At 32.6% G+C, this 15,621-nt stretch carries 13 protein-coding genes and 1 other annotated feature; of the genes, 3 read left to right on the forward strand and 10 right to left on the reverse strand.

The annotated features are described in order from the left end of the window. A partial coding sequence (locus QJ521_RS08245) for a DAK2 domain-containing protein (protein WP_282839988.1) occupies nt 1-636 on the reverse strand: 636 nt, incomplete at its 3' end. A 294-nt stretch (nt 637-930) separates the two neighbouring features. Between QJ521_RS08245 and rpmB the strand changes: the two genes are divergently transcribed. Continuing rightward, nucleotides 931-1,119 (forward strand): 50S ribosomal protein L28, encoded by a 189-nt coding sequence (gene rpmB, locus QJ521_RS08250; protein WP_282839990.1) that lies wholly within the window; start codon nt 931-933, stop codon nt 1,117-1,119. A 38-nt stretch (nt 1,120-1,157) separates the two neighbouring features. On the opposite strand, the gene QJ521_RS08255 is transcribed toward rpmB, so the two are convergent. The 9 genes from QJ521_RS08255 to QJ521_RS08295 form a co-directional block, all read right to left on the reverse strand. Next, nucleotides 1,158-1,766, reverse strand: coding sequence for a thiamine diphosphokinase (locus QJ521_RS08255; RefSeq protein WP_282839991.1), 609 nt, complete (start codon nt 1,764-1,766; stop codon nt 1,158-1,160). Continuing rightward, entirely contained in the window at nt 1,763-2,392 is a 630-nt protein-coding gene (gene rpe / locus QJ521_RS08260; RefSeq protein WP_282839992.1) for a ribulose-phosphate 3-epimerase, read from the reverse strand. The genes QJ521_RS08255 and rpe overlap by 4 nt, the downstream gene beginning before the upstream one ends. A gap of 11 nt (nt 2,393-2,403) precedes the next feature. Next, nucleotides 2,404-3,360, reverse strand: coding sequence for a ribosome small subunit-dependent GTPase A (rsgA, locus tag QJ521_RS08265; protein WP_282839993.1), 957 nt, complete (start codon nt 3,358-3,360; stop codon nt 2,404-2,406). 9 nt (nt 3,361-3,369) lie between these two features. After that, on the reverse strand, nt 3,370-4,386 hold the full coding sequence (rlmN, locus tag QJ521_RS08270; RefSeq protein ID WP_282839994.1) for a dual-specificity RNA methyltransferase RlmN: 1,017 nt from the start codon (nt 4,384-4,386) through the stop codon (nt 3,370-3,372). 68 nt (nt 4,387-4,454) lie between these two features. Next, nucleotides 4,455-6,812, reverse strand: coding sequence for a phenylalanine--tRNA ligase subunit beta (pheT, locus tag QJ521_RS08275; RefSeq protein WP_282839995.1), 2,358 nt, complete (start codon nt 6,810-6,812; stop codon nt 4,455-4,457). Continuing rightward, a complete protein-coding gene (gene pheS / locus QJ521_RS08280; protein ID WP_282839996.1) occupies nt 6,809-7,825 on the reverse strand; it encodes a phenylalanine--tRNA ligase subunit alpha in 1,017 nt (338 codons plus the stop codon). The genes pheT and pheS overlap by 4 nt, the downstream gene beginning before the upstream one ends. Before the next feature lie 45 nt (nt 7,826-7,870). Further along, nucleotides 7,871-8,068: a binding site (T-box leader), on the reverse strand. A 1-nt stretch (nt 8,069) separates the two neighbouring features. Further along, nucleotides 8,070-8,783: a Bax inhibitor-1/YccA family protein gene (locus QJ521_RS08285; RefSeq protein ID WP_282839997.1), complete on the reverse strand. Its 714-nt coding sequence runs from the start codon at nt 8,781-8,783 to the stop codon at nt 8,070-8,072. Between the two features lie 48 nt (nt 8,784-8,831). Continuing rightward, nucleotides 8,832-13,295 (reverse strand): PolC-type DNA polymerase III, encoded by a 4,464-nt coding sequence (locus QJ521_RS08290; protein ID WP_282839998.1) that lies wholly within the window; start codon nt 13,293-13,295, stop codon nt 8,832-8,834. Beyond that, nucleotides 13,292-14,071 carry a DUF1189 family protein gene (locus tag QJ521_RS08295; protein WP_282839999.1) on the reverse strand — a complete coding sequence of 260 codons (780 nt, stop codon included), beginning with the start codon at nt 14,069-14,071 and terminating at the stop codon, nt 13,292-13,294. The genes QJ521_RS08290 and QJ521_RS08295 overlap by 4 nt, the downstream gene beginning before the upstream one ends. A 69-nt stretch (nt 14,072-14,140) precedes the next feature. Here QJ521_RS08295 and mnmL point away from each other — a divergent pair, with 69 nt between their 5' ends. Next, on the forward strand, nt 14,141-15,109 hold the full coding sequence (gene mnmL / locus QJ521_RS08300; protein ID WP_282840000.1) for a tRNA modification radical SAM protein MnmL/YtqA: 969 nt from the start codon (nt 14,141-14,143) through the stop codon (nt 15,107-15,109). After that, on the forward strand, nt 15,063-15,620 hold the full coding sequence (mnmM, locus tag QJ521_RS08305; RefSeq protein WP_282840001.1) for a tRNA 5-(aminomethyl)-2-thiouridylate-methyltransferase MnmM: 558 nt from the start codon (nt 15,063-15,065) through the stop codon (nt 15,618-15,620). Before mnmL ends, mnmM begins: the two co-directional genes overlap by 47 nt. Nucleotide 15,621 lies beyond the last annotated feature (1 nt).

Genomic DNA, 15,621 nt, shown 5'->3' on the forward strand with positions numbered 1-15,621 from the left:
TTCATTAATCGTTTGACCTTCAAGTGCCATAACCCAACCTTCGATAATTCTAATAAAACCAGCTCCACCACTATCTACCACTCCAGCTTCTTTTAAAACTGGTAGTAAATCAGGAGTTCTAATTAATGTTTCTCTTGCTTGTTCTAAGTAAAGCTTTAATACTTCTTCAACGCTCTTTAATTTGGATTGTTCACGGAGCACCTTTTCTGCAGATTCTCTACAGACTGTTAAAATCGTTCCTTCAACAGGATCCATGACTGCACGGTACGCCATTTGATATCCACCCACTAATGCTTGGATAAATTCTTCAACAGTTGCTGATCCATTACCTATTTTCGCGATTTCACTATAAACACCACGGAAAAATTGGGAAAGTATAACTCCAGAGTTACCTCTTGCTCCCATGAGTAGTCCACGTGATAGAATTTTTGAAATATCGATAATAGATTGAGAATCTAAACTATTGACTTCTTTAATACCGGCCATCATCGTCATTTGCATATTCGTTCCTGTATCCCCATCGGGTACTGGAAAGACATTTAAATGATCAATTTCTTTATAATTGTTTTTAAGGTTTACTGCTCCGTTAGTTACCATTTTTTTAAATAGAGTTCCACTGACTGTTTGATTCGCCATATTTAATCCTCCCTGTATTTGGAAAAATGACACTATATATCATATAAGATTTAATTAACTTTTTTAATTACTTCAAATTTCATACTTTTTTAGTATAGCACTATTGTTTTGAAAATGCAATCATTATTTAAACCGCTCAATAATACGGATATATTATATCATAATTCTTTGAATTACATACTTTTCACATAACTTTCAGATATTTTCAGAAAATAAATTACATAATGTATCTTTTCTGGTTGCTTTTTCATCTTTATTGTGTTAAATTAGATTGTGCAGTTAGGAGTGAGGAATATGGCTGAATGCTACGTAACAGGTAAAAAGACAATATTTGGAAATAAACGCAGTCACGCGTTAAACGCGACTCGTCGCACTTGGAAGAGTAATCTTCAAACCGTGCGCATTAAAGATGCAGATGGAAAAATTATCAAGGTAAAAGTTTCCGCTCGTGCGCTTAAGAAAAACAATTTAGAACGCGTTTAAAAAATAAGAAAGGCGATTGCCTTTTTATTTTTAGCTTTTTATGACTTCTTTGAGATCACAACAAGCGCTTTACCCTCAAAAACTTCAACAAATCCCTTATGTTCATTTAATTCATTACTAATACACAATGGATCATATGTCGTTAGCAAATACTCAGTTAAATCATATTTAAAACCCGTTAATGAAACTTTTGCTCTTGGATACGCAAATATTGATACATAGTGATTATTATTAGAGATTTCATGAACACCTTTATCTAAAAGATAAATGGTTGAATGATCATCTTTAATAATCATTTCAGGAAATTCATTAAAAAACATGGTATGAACCATAAAATGTTCAATTCTTTCTCCACCAATACCACCAATTAAATAAAGCTCATCAGCGTTTAATTTAGATGCTTCTACTAATGCTTGATGGGTATCTGTAACATCTTTAACAGGATTTAATCTTACAACATTTAAATTGGTTAAGATACCGTGATTTTGAAGTGAATCAAAATCACCAACTGCTAAATCAATTTTAATCCGTTGTTTATATAAACTTAATACAGCTTGATCAACAGCAATAATATAATCACTATCTTTCAATGGAAAGATTTTTTTTATATCTTTTGGTGTTGGATGTGTAACGATAATTGCTCTCATTTTAGACTCTCAATTCCTTCTTTGCGATTTTTCATATTAAAGATGTAGCTACCCGCAACAACAATATCTACACCAGCTTCTCTACAAGCATCAATGGTTTCATCATTAATGCCACCATCAACTTCAATCATAAAATCTAACTTGTTCTTTTCTCTATATTTGACTAACTCTTTAACTTTAGTTAATTGATCTTCCATAAATGACTGTCCACCAAAGCCTGGTTCAACGGTCATAATTAAAATCAAATCAGCTTTTTTGATATAAGGATATAAATCTTTTAAAGGTGTTTTGGGTTTAATCGATAAACCTACACCAATTTCAAGCTCTTTGATCGCTTCTATCGTTTCTTTAACGTCATCTGACTCAATATGTATGGTGATATACTTCGTGCGCTTAAAAGCGAATTTAGGCACCCAAAATAAGGGTTGCCACACCATGAGGTGAACATCTAAATCTATATCTGTATTTTCACTAATCTTTTTAGATATTGCAGGTCCAAATGAGATATTAGGAACAAAGTGTCCATCCATTATATCTAAATGAATATAATCTGCATTTTTTATGCTTTCTAATTCTTCTTTTAAATTCGTAAAATCTGCAGTTAATATTGAAGGAGCTACTTTCATCTTGATGCCTCCTAGTATTTTTCTTTTTGATTTTTGATCTCTTCACAAAATTGTACATAGTTTTCATATCTTGAAGCTATAATCTCTTTGTTTTCAACAGCTTCTTTAATAGCACAACCAGGCTCATTTAAGTGTAAACATTTTGTATTAAACTTACAATCCATCGATAAGTCCACAAAGTCTGGATAAAAGTGTCTGAGTTCATCCATATGATAGATGGTAAACTCTATTTTTGAAAACCCCGGGGTATCAACGATATAACCTTCGTTATATGTATATAACTCAGTATGTCTTGTTGTATGCTTCCCGCGACCTAAAGCTTTTGATATTTCTTGAGTCTTTAAGTGTAGTTCAGGCATTAATGCGTTTAATAAAGTTGATTTACCAACACCTGTTTGGCCAGCTAAAACAGTTATTTTATCTTTAAATATGTTAGCTAATACGTCAATACCAATCCGTTCTTTGCTATTGACATAATAGATCTTATAATCCATTTTTTTATAATAGTCTAAATCTTTTTTTAACGCATTTAATTTTTCTTCAGGAATCAAGTCGATTTTAGAGATAATAATAACTGGATCTAAATGTTCTTGATTCATAATAATTAAAAACTTATCTAATAAGTGAAAACTGAAATCAGGATTAACAGCAGAAAAAACGAGTAAAACTTGGTCAATATTACACACATCAGGTCGATCAAGATCGTTTTTTCTTGGTAGGATTTCTCTAATGATAATCTGATCTTCAGCATCATCAAATAAAACATAATCACCTACTTTAGGACTGACGGTTGTTATTTTTTGTTCTTTTTTGGTTTTCTTACTTGTTTTTTTATAAAAAGAACTGTCTTCATCTAGTTTCATGTATCTAAATTTTCCGCTTGCTTGAGCTATCACTTCTTGATTGTTTTCCAAATCAATTAATGTATAGTGATTACTAATCATTTTTTTAATAAAACCTTTTTTCAAATGTTCCTCCTAAATGTGTTGACTTCTTAATTGTCCACATGCAGCATTAATATCATGACCTTGTTCTTTTCTTAAGGTTGCTTGAATGTTATGCTTCATGAGTGTATCGTAAAAATGATTCATATTTTCCGGTTTAGAGCGTTGATAAGGTGCTTCTAGAACTTCATTATAAGGAATTAAATTCACATAGACATTTAAACCTCTTAACACTTTAACAAGTTCTAATGCAACTTCTTCAGTATCATTTAGACCATCGATTAAAATATATTCGATGGTGACACGACGATTCGTGACACCTAAATAATATTTAATCGCTCCAATGACTTCTTCAACTGGATATCTTTGATTAATCTTCATGAGTTGAGTTCTAATTTTATTATTTGGGGCATGTAAACTGATTGCTAAGTTTACTTGCAGTCCCATATGTGCATATTCTTTAATCTTAGGAACAATACCACTTGTTGATACGGTAATATGTCTTGCTCCAATTTCTAATCCTTTTGGATCATTAACAGTCTTTAAGAAATGCATTAACTCATCATAATTATCAAATGGTTCACCAATACCCATCACAACAACATAACTAATGCGTTCACCTAATAAAATCTCAGTTTGGATAATTTGAGCAAGGATTTCTCCTGCTGTTAAGTCTCTTTTTTTCTTTAATTGACCGGATGCACAAAAAGAGCATCCGATATTGCATCCAACTTGAGTTGTTACACAAACGCTATTTCCATAATGATGTTTCATTAACACTGTTTCAATCAAATGACCATCATGAAGGCTATATAAGCACTTTAACGTCCCATCTTGACTCACATGCTTTAAAACAAGCTCTAAGGCTTGAACTTTAAAGTTTTTATCTAACAATTCAACTAAATCATTAGGTATATTTAACATCTCTTTAAAACTTTGAACTTTTTGTTTATATAAGTACTGCCATATTTGGTTTGCACGGTATTTTTTATGGTTGTTACTTAATAAGAAGTCTACTAACTCTTCATGAGTTAGATCATAAATTAGCATATCATCACCTACATCATATTATACATGAAAATTGAAATTTTACATAAAATAAACCTGAAAGCCCAGGTTTATTTTCTAATTGTAGCTTGATATGAAAATGCAAGCCTATTGGTTATTTTTTTCATCAATTGGTCGACTTCATCACTACCTAATGTTTTATCTGTATCATTAAATACTAAGTTAAACGCAATTGACTTTTTACCTGTTTCGATATTAGAGCCTTGATAGATATCAAAGACATCAAGGTTTACTAAATGCTTTCTAGCAGTTTGCCAAATCATATCGATTAATTCACTTGCTTGGATATTTTCATCAACCACGATTGCCATATCTCTTGTGATGCTTGGGTATTTACTGACGACTTGGTAGTTAACTTCTGTTGTTTCTTCAAGTAATGCAGTGATATTCATTTCTAAACAATATGTCTTATCTATATCTAGTCGTTTCGCTTCATTTGGATGAAGCTCTGCGATATGTCCAACGACTTTTTTGTTATGTAAGATATTGGCTTGACGGTATGGATGATAAACATCGATTTGACTTGTGTTTTCATAAGTGAACTCAATACCTAAAGGATTAAATACTGATGCTAAAATACCTTTTAACAAATAGAAGTCAGGTGTTATTTTTTCTTTTTTCCATGGATTTTTATGCCATGCACCTGATAAAACAATCCCTAAATGCGTTGGTTCAAGTCCTTTAGCAAAACAATGCCCTATCTCAAAGACTGCAACACTTTCCTGCTGTCTGGATTGATTGTATCTTATCGTTTCAAGTAAGCCATGAACTAAACTTTGTCTTAAAGTCTTTTTATCTTCTGATAAAGGCATTAAGATTGATACTGCTTCACCAATTCTATTGTATTTATAAACTTGATCTGTTGGTAATAAACTATAAGTAATGACTTCAGTTAATCCAAGATTTGCAAGTTGATGACGAATCGCTCTTAATCTTTTTTGTTTACTTGTTAATTTGCCTGTTAAAGGTGCTTGAATGGTTTGCATTGGGATTTTATCCAATCCATACATTCTAGCAACTTCTTCAACTAAATCTGCAGGTATTAAGATATCTTTACGATAACTTGGTGCAGTCATTTCAAAGGTGTTATCTAGTACCTTATATGTATAGTTATAAGCTTCAAAGTAAGAGATGAGTTCTTTTTCAGGAATGTTTACCCCTAATCTTTGATTGAAATAATCTTTAGCAACGGTTATTTTAGGATTTTTAACTTGATAGCGGATACTTTTGCTAACACCTTTAGATACTTTTGCATCACATAGCTCAACTAATAGTTCGGTTGCTCTTTCTAGGCCTAAATAGACGCGTTCATCATCAATACCTCTTTCAAAGCGATAAGATGAATCACTCTTTAAATCTAATCTTTTACTTGTCTTATAAATATGCTTAGGATCAAAATATGCAGCTTCTAAGACAACACTTGATGTTTGATCATCAATCATGGAATCAAGTAGACCCATAACACCACCGATTGCGATTATTTTTTTGCCATTTGTAATCACAACATCATGTGCTTCTAATACTCTTTTTTCTTCATCTAAAGTAACAACCTTTTCACCTTTTTTAGCATTTCTAACTAATATATGGTCTGATCCTAATTTTTTATGATCAAACATATGTAAAGGTGTACCATATTCTAGCATGACATAGTTACTAATATCAACGACATTATTAATGGGTTTTATATTTTGAGCAATGAGTGCGCTTTTTAGCCACCAAGGTGATGGTTTAACTTTGACATTCTCAAAGTATCTTGCATAATATCTGCCACAACCATCGGTATCGATTTCTACTTGAATCGGATTTTTCTTGGTTTCTTCTTTGATTTTGAATTCCTTTAGTTTGACTTTTTGACCTGTCATTGATGCTAGATCATAAGCAAACCCTAAAACTGATAATAAATCAGCACGGTTAGGTGTTAGCCCTAGTTCCATCACCCATCCATCTAAAGATAGATGTTTTAAAGCAGGTGAACCAATTTCTCTTGGTCCATCAAAATAGTAAATACCATCTTTAAAAGTTTCAGGTATATATTTTTCATCAATAGCTAATTCATTTAATGAACAGATCATCCCATTGGAATCAATACCACGAATTCTTGTGCTCTTGATTTTGAAATCTCCAGGAAGGATTGTTCCAACTTGAGCGACGATTACATATTGTCCTTTAGCGACATTAGCTGCACCACATACAATTTGTTCGACTCTGTCACCTAAATCAACTGTCGTGACATGAAGTGTATCCGCGTTAGGATGTTTTTCGCATGTTAAAACATGACCAATAATTAAGTCAGTGGATGGATTAAGCATTTCAAATGCATCAACTTCTATAATCTTTTGGTTGGTTATCTCTAATACATTATTTGGGATATTAACCCATTGATTCAACATATTTTCGATGATTTTCATCGGTTTACCCCCTTAAATTGATTCAAGAACCTTAAATCATTGGTATAAAAATGACGAATGTCATCAATGTTATATTTTAAAATAGCAATACGTTCAACACCAATACCAAAGGCGAATCCTTGAAATTCTTCAGGATCATATCCACCCATGCGAAGTACTTCTGGATGAACAACACCTGCACCTAGTATTTCAATATAACCTAAAGTTCCATCTTTTTTCATAAAGGATACATCAACTTCAACGCTTGGTTCCGTAAAAGGGAAATATGATGGTCTTAAGCGAATGACGCGTTCAGGACCAAATAGATGTCTAACCATTTTAAGTAGAGCATCTTTTAAATTAGCAAATGTAATGTTTCTATCAACAACTAAACCTTCAATTTGCATAAATTGATGACTATGTGTTGGGTCATCATCATCTCTTCTATAGACTTTGCCAGGACAAATAATTCTTAAAGGATTTCCTTTTTTTTCTAACATCGTTCTTGCTTGTACAGGTGAGGTATGTGTTCTAAGTAACATATTTTCATCCGTATAAAAAGAATCTTGCATATCCCTAGCGGGATGATCTTTACCAAAATTCATCATTTCAAAGTTATAATGATCATTTTCTAACTCAGGTCCTTCAGCAACCTCATAACCCATACCAACAAACAAGTCTTCAACATCTTCGATGACTTGGTTTAATGGATGTACTGAACCTTGATAAAATTGATAACCCGGTAGGGTCACATCGATTTTTTCAGCTTCTAATGTTTTTAATAACTCTTTGTTTTCTAGTTGTTGCTTCTTTTGATAAAGTGCTAGTTCAATACTTTCTTTTGTATTGTTAACTTCTTGGCCAAAAATAGGTCTTTCATCTTGAGGTAAATCTCTTAGTTTACCCATCATTAAAGACACACTACCTTTTTTACTTAGATAACTGTTTTTGATTTCACTCAGTTCGTTTAAACTCTCTGCTGTTTTAATTTCTTCTAATGCTTGTTTTTGTAGGTCTTTTAGTTGTTCAATCATATTTTTCTCTCCTCTACGATAAAAATAAAAGTCCCTAGATTAATATCTAAGGACGTAATTATACGCGGTACCACCTTAGTTCTAGAAATGAATTCTAGCCCTTAAAACCTTTAACGCAGGCATACGGGTGTGATTAGCACCTCTCAAAGATGAATTCATCAAACTGATTTGGCATAGCTTCCACCATCCTATGCTCTCTAAACAAATCAACATTTAACTACTACTTCTTATCAATGATTATAAATTAATTTCTTCTCGATGATAGTATAGCAAGAAATCTTAATAATTCAAAGTAAATCCATACGATTGTTACCATAAGACCTACAGCAACCATCCATTCATAGGATTTATCTGCGCCACTTTCAACAATCATTTCAGCACGATCAAAATCTAATGTTAACATTAACGCTCCAAATACAATTAAGACACCACTAATCAATAATGCATATTGTGAAGTGAAAAATATTGATGTTAACCCAAAGATTAAACTTAATACAAAGAATAACAAGAAACTTAGTAAGACACTATACATAATCTTTCTAAATCTTGGGGTTACTCTAATGGTTCTACTTGAATATAAGAATAACATCACTGTAAATATTGAAGCTGTACCAATGAGTGCAGCAAATGCAACACCAGGAACCATCATTTCAAATATTAAAGTGACAACTCCTAAGATAAAACCTTCAGAAACTGCATAAATTAATGAGAATGGCATAGCAAGTCTAGGACTTCTGGTTGCTACTAAAACTGAGATTAATGCAATAACAAATGCTGCAATTAATGCTGGATAAAACATTTCAGCTGGGATTAACATCAGTGAAAGGTATCCACTAATCACTGCAATGATTAAAAGTAATGCTGTTTTACCGATAATGCCACGATATGTCGCCGCTTCGCTACCGACATAAGCTTCACTTCTTTCAAGTGATCTAAATACTGGATTAGAACTACGCATATGACTCAACTCCTTTGAATTCTAATATCATTATATAATAATAAATTATTAAAGTGCAAATAAACCGGCATCTATCACATTATTTTCCGCTTTTAAATCTTTAAATGCACCAAATTGTTCTAATTTCTCAAATACTGTTTTATTAATTTTAGTTCTTTCTTTAACGTCTTCTCTTGATGTAAATGGTTTTTCTATTCGTTTTTCGATAATGTCAAAAGCAACAGATTCACCTAAACCATCGATTGCGCTAAATGGCATTCTAAGACCCTTTTCTTCCATCGTGAAGGTTGTTGCTGAAGATTTATTAATGTCAATTGGCAAGAAGTCAAATCCTCTTTTTGTCATTTCTAATGCAACACCTAAAGTCACGATTAAGTTTTCGTCTTTTACTTTTCTACTAAACTGTTGAATGTTATTTAAAGAGATCAATTGATTGCGAATTGCATTCGATCCTGCGACCATATTTTCATAATCAAATTGCACTGCTCTTTTTGAGAAAAAGCCACTATAGAAAAGTAAAGGTTTATAGATCTTAAACCAAGCAATACGAATCGCCATAATGACATACGCAGTGGCGTGTGCTTTTGGAAACATATACTTAATTTGACTTGCTGACCATATGTACCATTCTGGCACATTATTCTTTCTCATTTCTTGTTCGTAATCTAACCAGGTTGCTTTATCTTTACTTGGTTTACCTTTACGCACAAACTCCATAATATCAAATGCTTTTAACGGTTGAAGACCACGTTCTGTTAATTGGACCATAATATCATCGCGACAAGCGATAATATCATCAAATGGAATTTTACCGTGTTCGGTATTTCCGGTGACTAGATTTTGAGCATTTTTAAGCCAAACATCCGTTCCATGAGATAAACCTGATATTTTAACTAAACCTGCAAATGTATTCGGTTTAGTATCTTGTAACATTTGTCTTGTAAAAGGTGTTCCAAATTCTGGAATCGCATAGGATGCAACTTCACTCATGATTTCATGTTCTTTAACACCTATAATCGAAGTTCCTGAAAAGAGTTCATAAACTCTTGGGTCATCTAAAGGAATATCTTGAGCTTTATCAAACGGAAACTCTTTTGGATGTTCAAAGACGTAGTCCATTAAGAACTTAATCATCGTAGGATCATCATGTCCTAAGATATCTAGCTTTAATAGATTTGCTTCAAATGAGTGATAATCAAAATGGGTTGTCTTCCATTCTGATGTAACATCATCAGCTGGAAATTGAATCGGTGTGACATCATAAATCGTCTTCGATTTAGGAACAACAACGATACCACCTGGATGCTGACCTGTAGAACGTTTGACACCTTCTATTTTTTTAGCAAGTCTTTCAATTTGTGCACTTCTAACTTCTAATTTTTTATCTTCTAAATAACCTTTAACATAACCATATGCATTTCTTTCAGCAACTGTTTGAATCGTTCCAGCTCTAAAGGTATGGTCTTCACCAATTAATTCTCTGACATATGTATGCGCGATCGATTGATAATCACCTGAAAAGTTTAAGTCGATGTCAGGGATTTTATCGCCATCGAAACCTAAGAACGTTTCAAATGGAATATCATGTCCATCCTTGACTAATCTTTTTCCACAAATTGGACAATCCTTTGTAGGTAAGTCAAAGCCTGATTGAATACCTTTCATAAAGGGTTGAAATGCCTTCTGTTCTTCTGAAAGACCGTATTTGTGTATTTCCTCATCGGTTAGATAAAAAGCCGTAAAATCGCCATTTGAGCATCTATAGTGAGGTTTTAACGGGTTTACTTCGGTAATATCAAGAAGTGTTGCGATCAATGAAGAGCCAACTGACCCACGTGAACCCACCAAATAACCGTCATCTAAAGATTTTTTTACCAATAGATGTGAAATATAATAGTTTGGTGCAAATTCATTTTCAATAATATTTTTGAGTTCTCTAGTTACACGATCTCTTACCATTTGGTGTGGGTCCACACCATAGATATGTTGCATTTTATCATAGACCAATCTTCTGACTTCACTTGAGATACTATCAATGCCTAATAAATCTTTAAATGCGTCATCAGGTAGTGAATAAAGTTGTTTAGGAAATGCTTGAATCTTTTCAATCATGTTGTTTAATAACTGGGTATTTTTAACAACGATTTCATAAGCTAATTCTTTACCTAAAAATGCCATTGATTTCATCATTTCATCAGTTGTTAAAAAGTATTGTTCAGGCATCGTGTCATATCTTGATAAATCATGAATCCCTCCACCAACGAGTGGTGTTCTAATATAGATTTCACGATATAAAACATCTTTTTTCTCTAAATAATGAACATCACCTGAGGCGATTATGATTTTATCTTGTTCTTTAGCAAATCTAACAATTTTAGTAATAACCGCTTCGATAATCTCATCACCATAAGCACCTAATTGATCTTTTAAGTGTTTATAAGCTTGTGGAGGTTGGACTTCAATATAATCATAAAAAGATATCGCAGCTTTTAAGTCATCGTCTCCACGATTAAAGGCTGCTTCAAAAACATCGCCTTTGGCACAACCACTACCAACAAGTAAACCTTCACGATATTTTGATAATACAGATTTCAATGTTCTTGGACCACTATAAAAATGTGTGGTTAGTGCATCACTAACGATTCTAAATAGATTTTTGTAGCCAACTTGGCTTTGTGTTAAAAGATTGATATGATAAGGCATGATATGTTTCCATGCTTCTTTTTCATCGATATTTTCGTTGATTTCATGATATTGCTTTATGTTTTTCTTTAATAAGTCATTGAGCATCGATAACCATATTTGTGCAGTAACATATGCATCATCTTCTGCTCTATGGTGTTGTTCTTGTTTGACTTTAAATGATTTAGCAACAGCTTTTAAGTTAAATCGTTTTAACGTATGGTTATAAAAGTATCTTGAAAGATTTAGTGTATCAATAATTAAAGAGTCATCAAATTTAAGATTTAATGCTTTGGCATTTTCTTTAATATGACCGACATCGAATAATGCGTTATGCGCAACCAATATACCGCCTTCAATAAACTTTAAGAACTCTGGTAATGCATCAGCTATCGTTGGTGCATTTTCTAGCATCTCATCTGTGATATCTGTTAGTTCAGTGGTAAAGTTTGATAAAGATTCTCCTGGATTAATAAATGTTTGATAACGCTCAGTAACTGAACCAGACTCTATTTTAACTGCTGCTATTTCAATAATTTTATCTCTTGTGCTTGATAGACCTGTTGTTTCAATATCGAAAACGATATACTTTGCATCTTTAAGCATTATTTTTTGGTCGGTATCTGAGGTGATTTTGAACATGGTTTCGTCAACGAAATCAAGTTCAACACCATAGATTGGTTTAATATCTTTACCTTTGGTAGCTTTATAGATTTCTGGGTATGCATATAGTCCGTTGTGATCGGTAAATGCGATAGCTTCATGTCCCCACTTAATCGCTTGATTGACATATTCAGTAGGGTCATTTACTGCATCCATATTGGACATTTTTGTATGCACATGAAGTTCGACTCTTTTTTCTTTTGCTTTATCTAAGCGTTCTTCTTTTTTATCTTTTTCAATAAAGTTGATTGCGTTCGCATAAACGACAACATCTTTTTGGAACGTATCAAAATTAGCAACCCCTGATACTTGAATAAAATCACCATCATTTAAAGATTGTGCTAAGGATCTATCCTTTTCGCTTTTAATAAATCTTTTGACATAAATCGCGTCATCATCATCGCCTAGGACAAACGTCATTAATGTTGAGTTCGTTAGGTCTCTAACTTCTAGTTTAGAAATTTCACCTTCTATTAGAAAGTAAGTATCTCCTTTTTCATTTTTATATTGATCTAAACGATATTGGTCCAAAGGAATTTCTTTAATCGCAATCGCTTGAGGATTACTCTTTTTCGTAAACGTTTTTTTATTTTGTTGCTTAATGTTTTGTTTCGCATATTCTTGTTTTTGTTCAAGCACTTTTTCTTGTTCATTAATGGATGTTTGAATGAGTTGACTCGTTGGTGTTAAGGTATGAATCACTTCTAGTTTCAATTGAACTTCAAGACCAAATCCTAAAAAGACTTCTTGAATTTCTTTAAAGTACTCATTGATATAGGTGCTATCTTGGTCAACCGCTATGATATATGCTTTATCTTCATAACGAGTCTTATAGTTTTTCAACACTAAAAAACGTGCTTTTTCTTTTGAAAGCTCGATTACAGCATAATCAAAATAACTCATTGCATATTTCTCAAATGTCTCTATTGATTGATATTGAAGAACGACATCAACTCCAGATATAATTTTTGAAATATGGAAATAGCTTTTTAATGTTTGAATAAATGGTAAAAGAACCTCTGGTCCTACAACTTCTAAAAGAGTTATGTGAAAGATCCATCTTTTTTTAGCAACATCAATCGATACATGATCTAATACAGCTTGTTTTAACACAGGGGATGCAAATTTAGATTGCTCTAAAAATAACGTAAATTTATCTTTGTTCACAGATTAACTCCTTTCGATATCACTTTCATGGATCTATATGCCCAGATATGATAAATATATAAGACAATAATGCCTAATGAATTGATTTCTTGGATACCAAATAGTGCAGTGATCAATTGGAAAAAGATCCAAATGGTTGTAAGGTATACCGATAACTTAAATCTAAACTTAAATGGTAATTGAATGCGTGGAATAAACAGTAACATCATAAAGCCCATCAGTAATGCATAAAACAAATAATCAAATAATCCGAATAAGTATGTTAACAAAATATCTGTATATAAGATTTCAGGTTGATGTTCATAAAATAGTCTAATACTTGCTGCTAAGTTTCTAATATTAATAGGACTATCATCACTAAAATCATGGTTTTCCAATTGAATTTGTTGATAAGTCATTCGATTGAATTCAACATTGGACATATACATGACCAAATGTTGTTCTTCAAATATAAAATTAATCGTTGCACGTTCGTGGCTTTGTGTACCAATATATAATGAAAAATAATCGAATCTCGCAGAAACAGGTTCGACATAAGAAAGAACTCCATCAACGATGACTGTATCATCAACAATAAAATTCTCTTCAAGTGCTTTAACCATCAGTTCATAACGACTTAATTTCATGCTTGAATCAATCGATGCGTAAAGGATGACTGGTAAAACAAGAAAAAGCGGAACAAAAAAGAGGTAAAGTATTACTTTTCCCCATGTATCCTTCATAAAAAAAACTGCTTGTGGGGGTCTTGATAAACTAGTTGCTAATCTCTTGAACATACCTTCAACTCCTTGTGTCTTATTATATCATAATAATCTTTTTATGTTAAAATGAATGTGGTGAAAAATATGAATTTAATGAATCACGAAAAGCACTATAATACCTTAAATAATTACTATCTTCAAAAATTTAACAAAAAGGTGTTTAAAATTGCCCTTAATGGTGGTTTTACATGCCCAAATATTGATGGAACAGTCGCAAGCGGTGGCTGCACTTTTTGTTCGTATATGGGCAGTGGAGATTTTGCAGGTAATAAATTGGAGCCTTTAAAAGTACAATTTGAGAAAATTAAACAAATGATGCACCAAAAGTGGGAGGATGGCTACTATATAGCATACTTCCAAGCCAATACGAATACCCATGCACCACTACCTAGACTAAAAGCACTTTATGAAGAAGCAATTACATTAGATCCTAATATCGTCATGCTATCGATTGCTACAAGACCTGACGTCTTACCAGATGATGTTTTGGATTACTTAGCTGATTTAAATCAACGTATGCCAACTCAAATCGAACTCGGTCTACAGACCATTCATCAAGAAACCTCAGACTTAATCAATCGTGCACACGATTTAGAATGCTTTGATGAGGCTGTTAAAAAGTTAAGAGCTAAAGGATTAGAAGTTGTTGTTCATATTATTAACGGTCTACCTTATGAAACGAAAGAAATGATGATTGAGACCATCAAACATCTAAATACACTAGATATTCAAGGAATTAAGATTCATATGCTACACTTAATGGAAAAAACAAAAATGGGTTATGCATATAAAAAAAATCCATGGCAATTGATGGATTTAGAAACTTACGTTGATGTTACTGTGGATCAAATCCTTTGGTTAAGAAAAGATATTATTATTCATAGGCTAACCGGGGATGCACCTAGCGAGATGTTAATTGCTCCAAATTGGACAAAAAAGAAATTTGTTGTAACCAATGAAATTGATAAAAGATTAAGAAAGCTTGGTTTGTACCAAGGTGATTATTATGAAAAAGAATTTAATTCAAGATACAGCTCATCTTCTACTAAGTAAACATATCACTAAAGATGACATCATTGTTGATGCGACAATGGGCAATGGTCATGATACATTATTCCTTGCGAACCTAGCAAAAAAAGTCTATGCATTTGATATCCAGCAACAAGCCCTTCAAGAAACAAAAAAGAGACTAGATCAAGCGTACATTACAAACGTTGAACTCATTTTAGACACTCATGAAAAAATCAATCATTACGTTTCAAATATTAAAGGTGTTGTCTTCAATCTAGGATACCTTCCAAATGCTGATAAAACAATTACAACAACCAAAGATTCAACCATCAATGCACTTCATCAAATACTACCCAATCTTAAACCAAATGATTTTGTCTTACTCGTTGTCTATATTAGACATCAAGAAGGTCAAATCGAATCTGAGTCACTCCAATCATACTTAAGCAAACTCAACCCGACCCTTTATAAAATCTTAAAAATAGAGTTACCTTATCAAACGAATCAACCCCCTTATATAATCTTTATCCAAAAAGAAAAAGACGAAGGCTAAT

Source organism: Peloplasma aerotolerans, assembly GCF_030012175.1.
Classification (GTDB): Bacteria; Bacillota_I; Bacilli_A; order Acholeplasmatales; family Acholeplasmataceae; genus Peloplasma; species Peloplasma aerotolerans.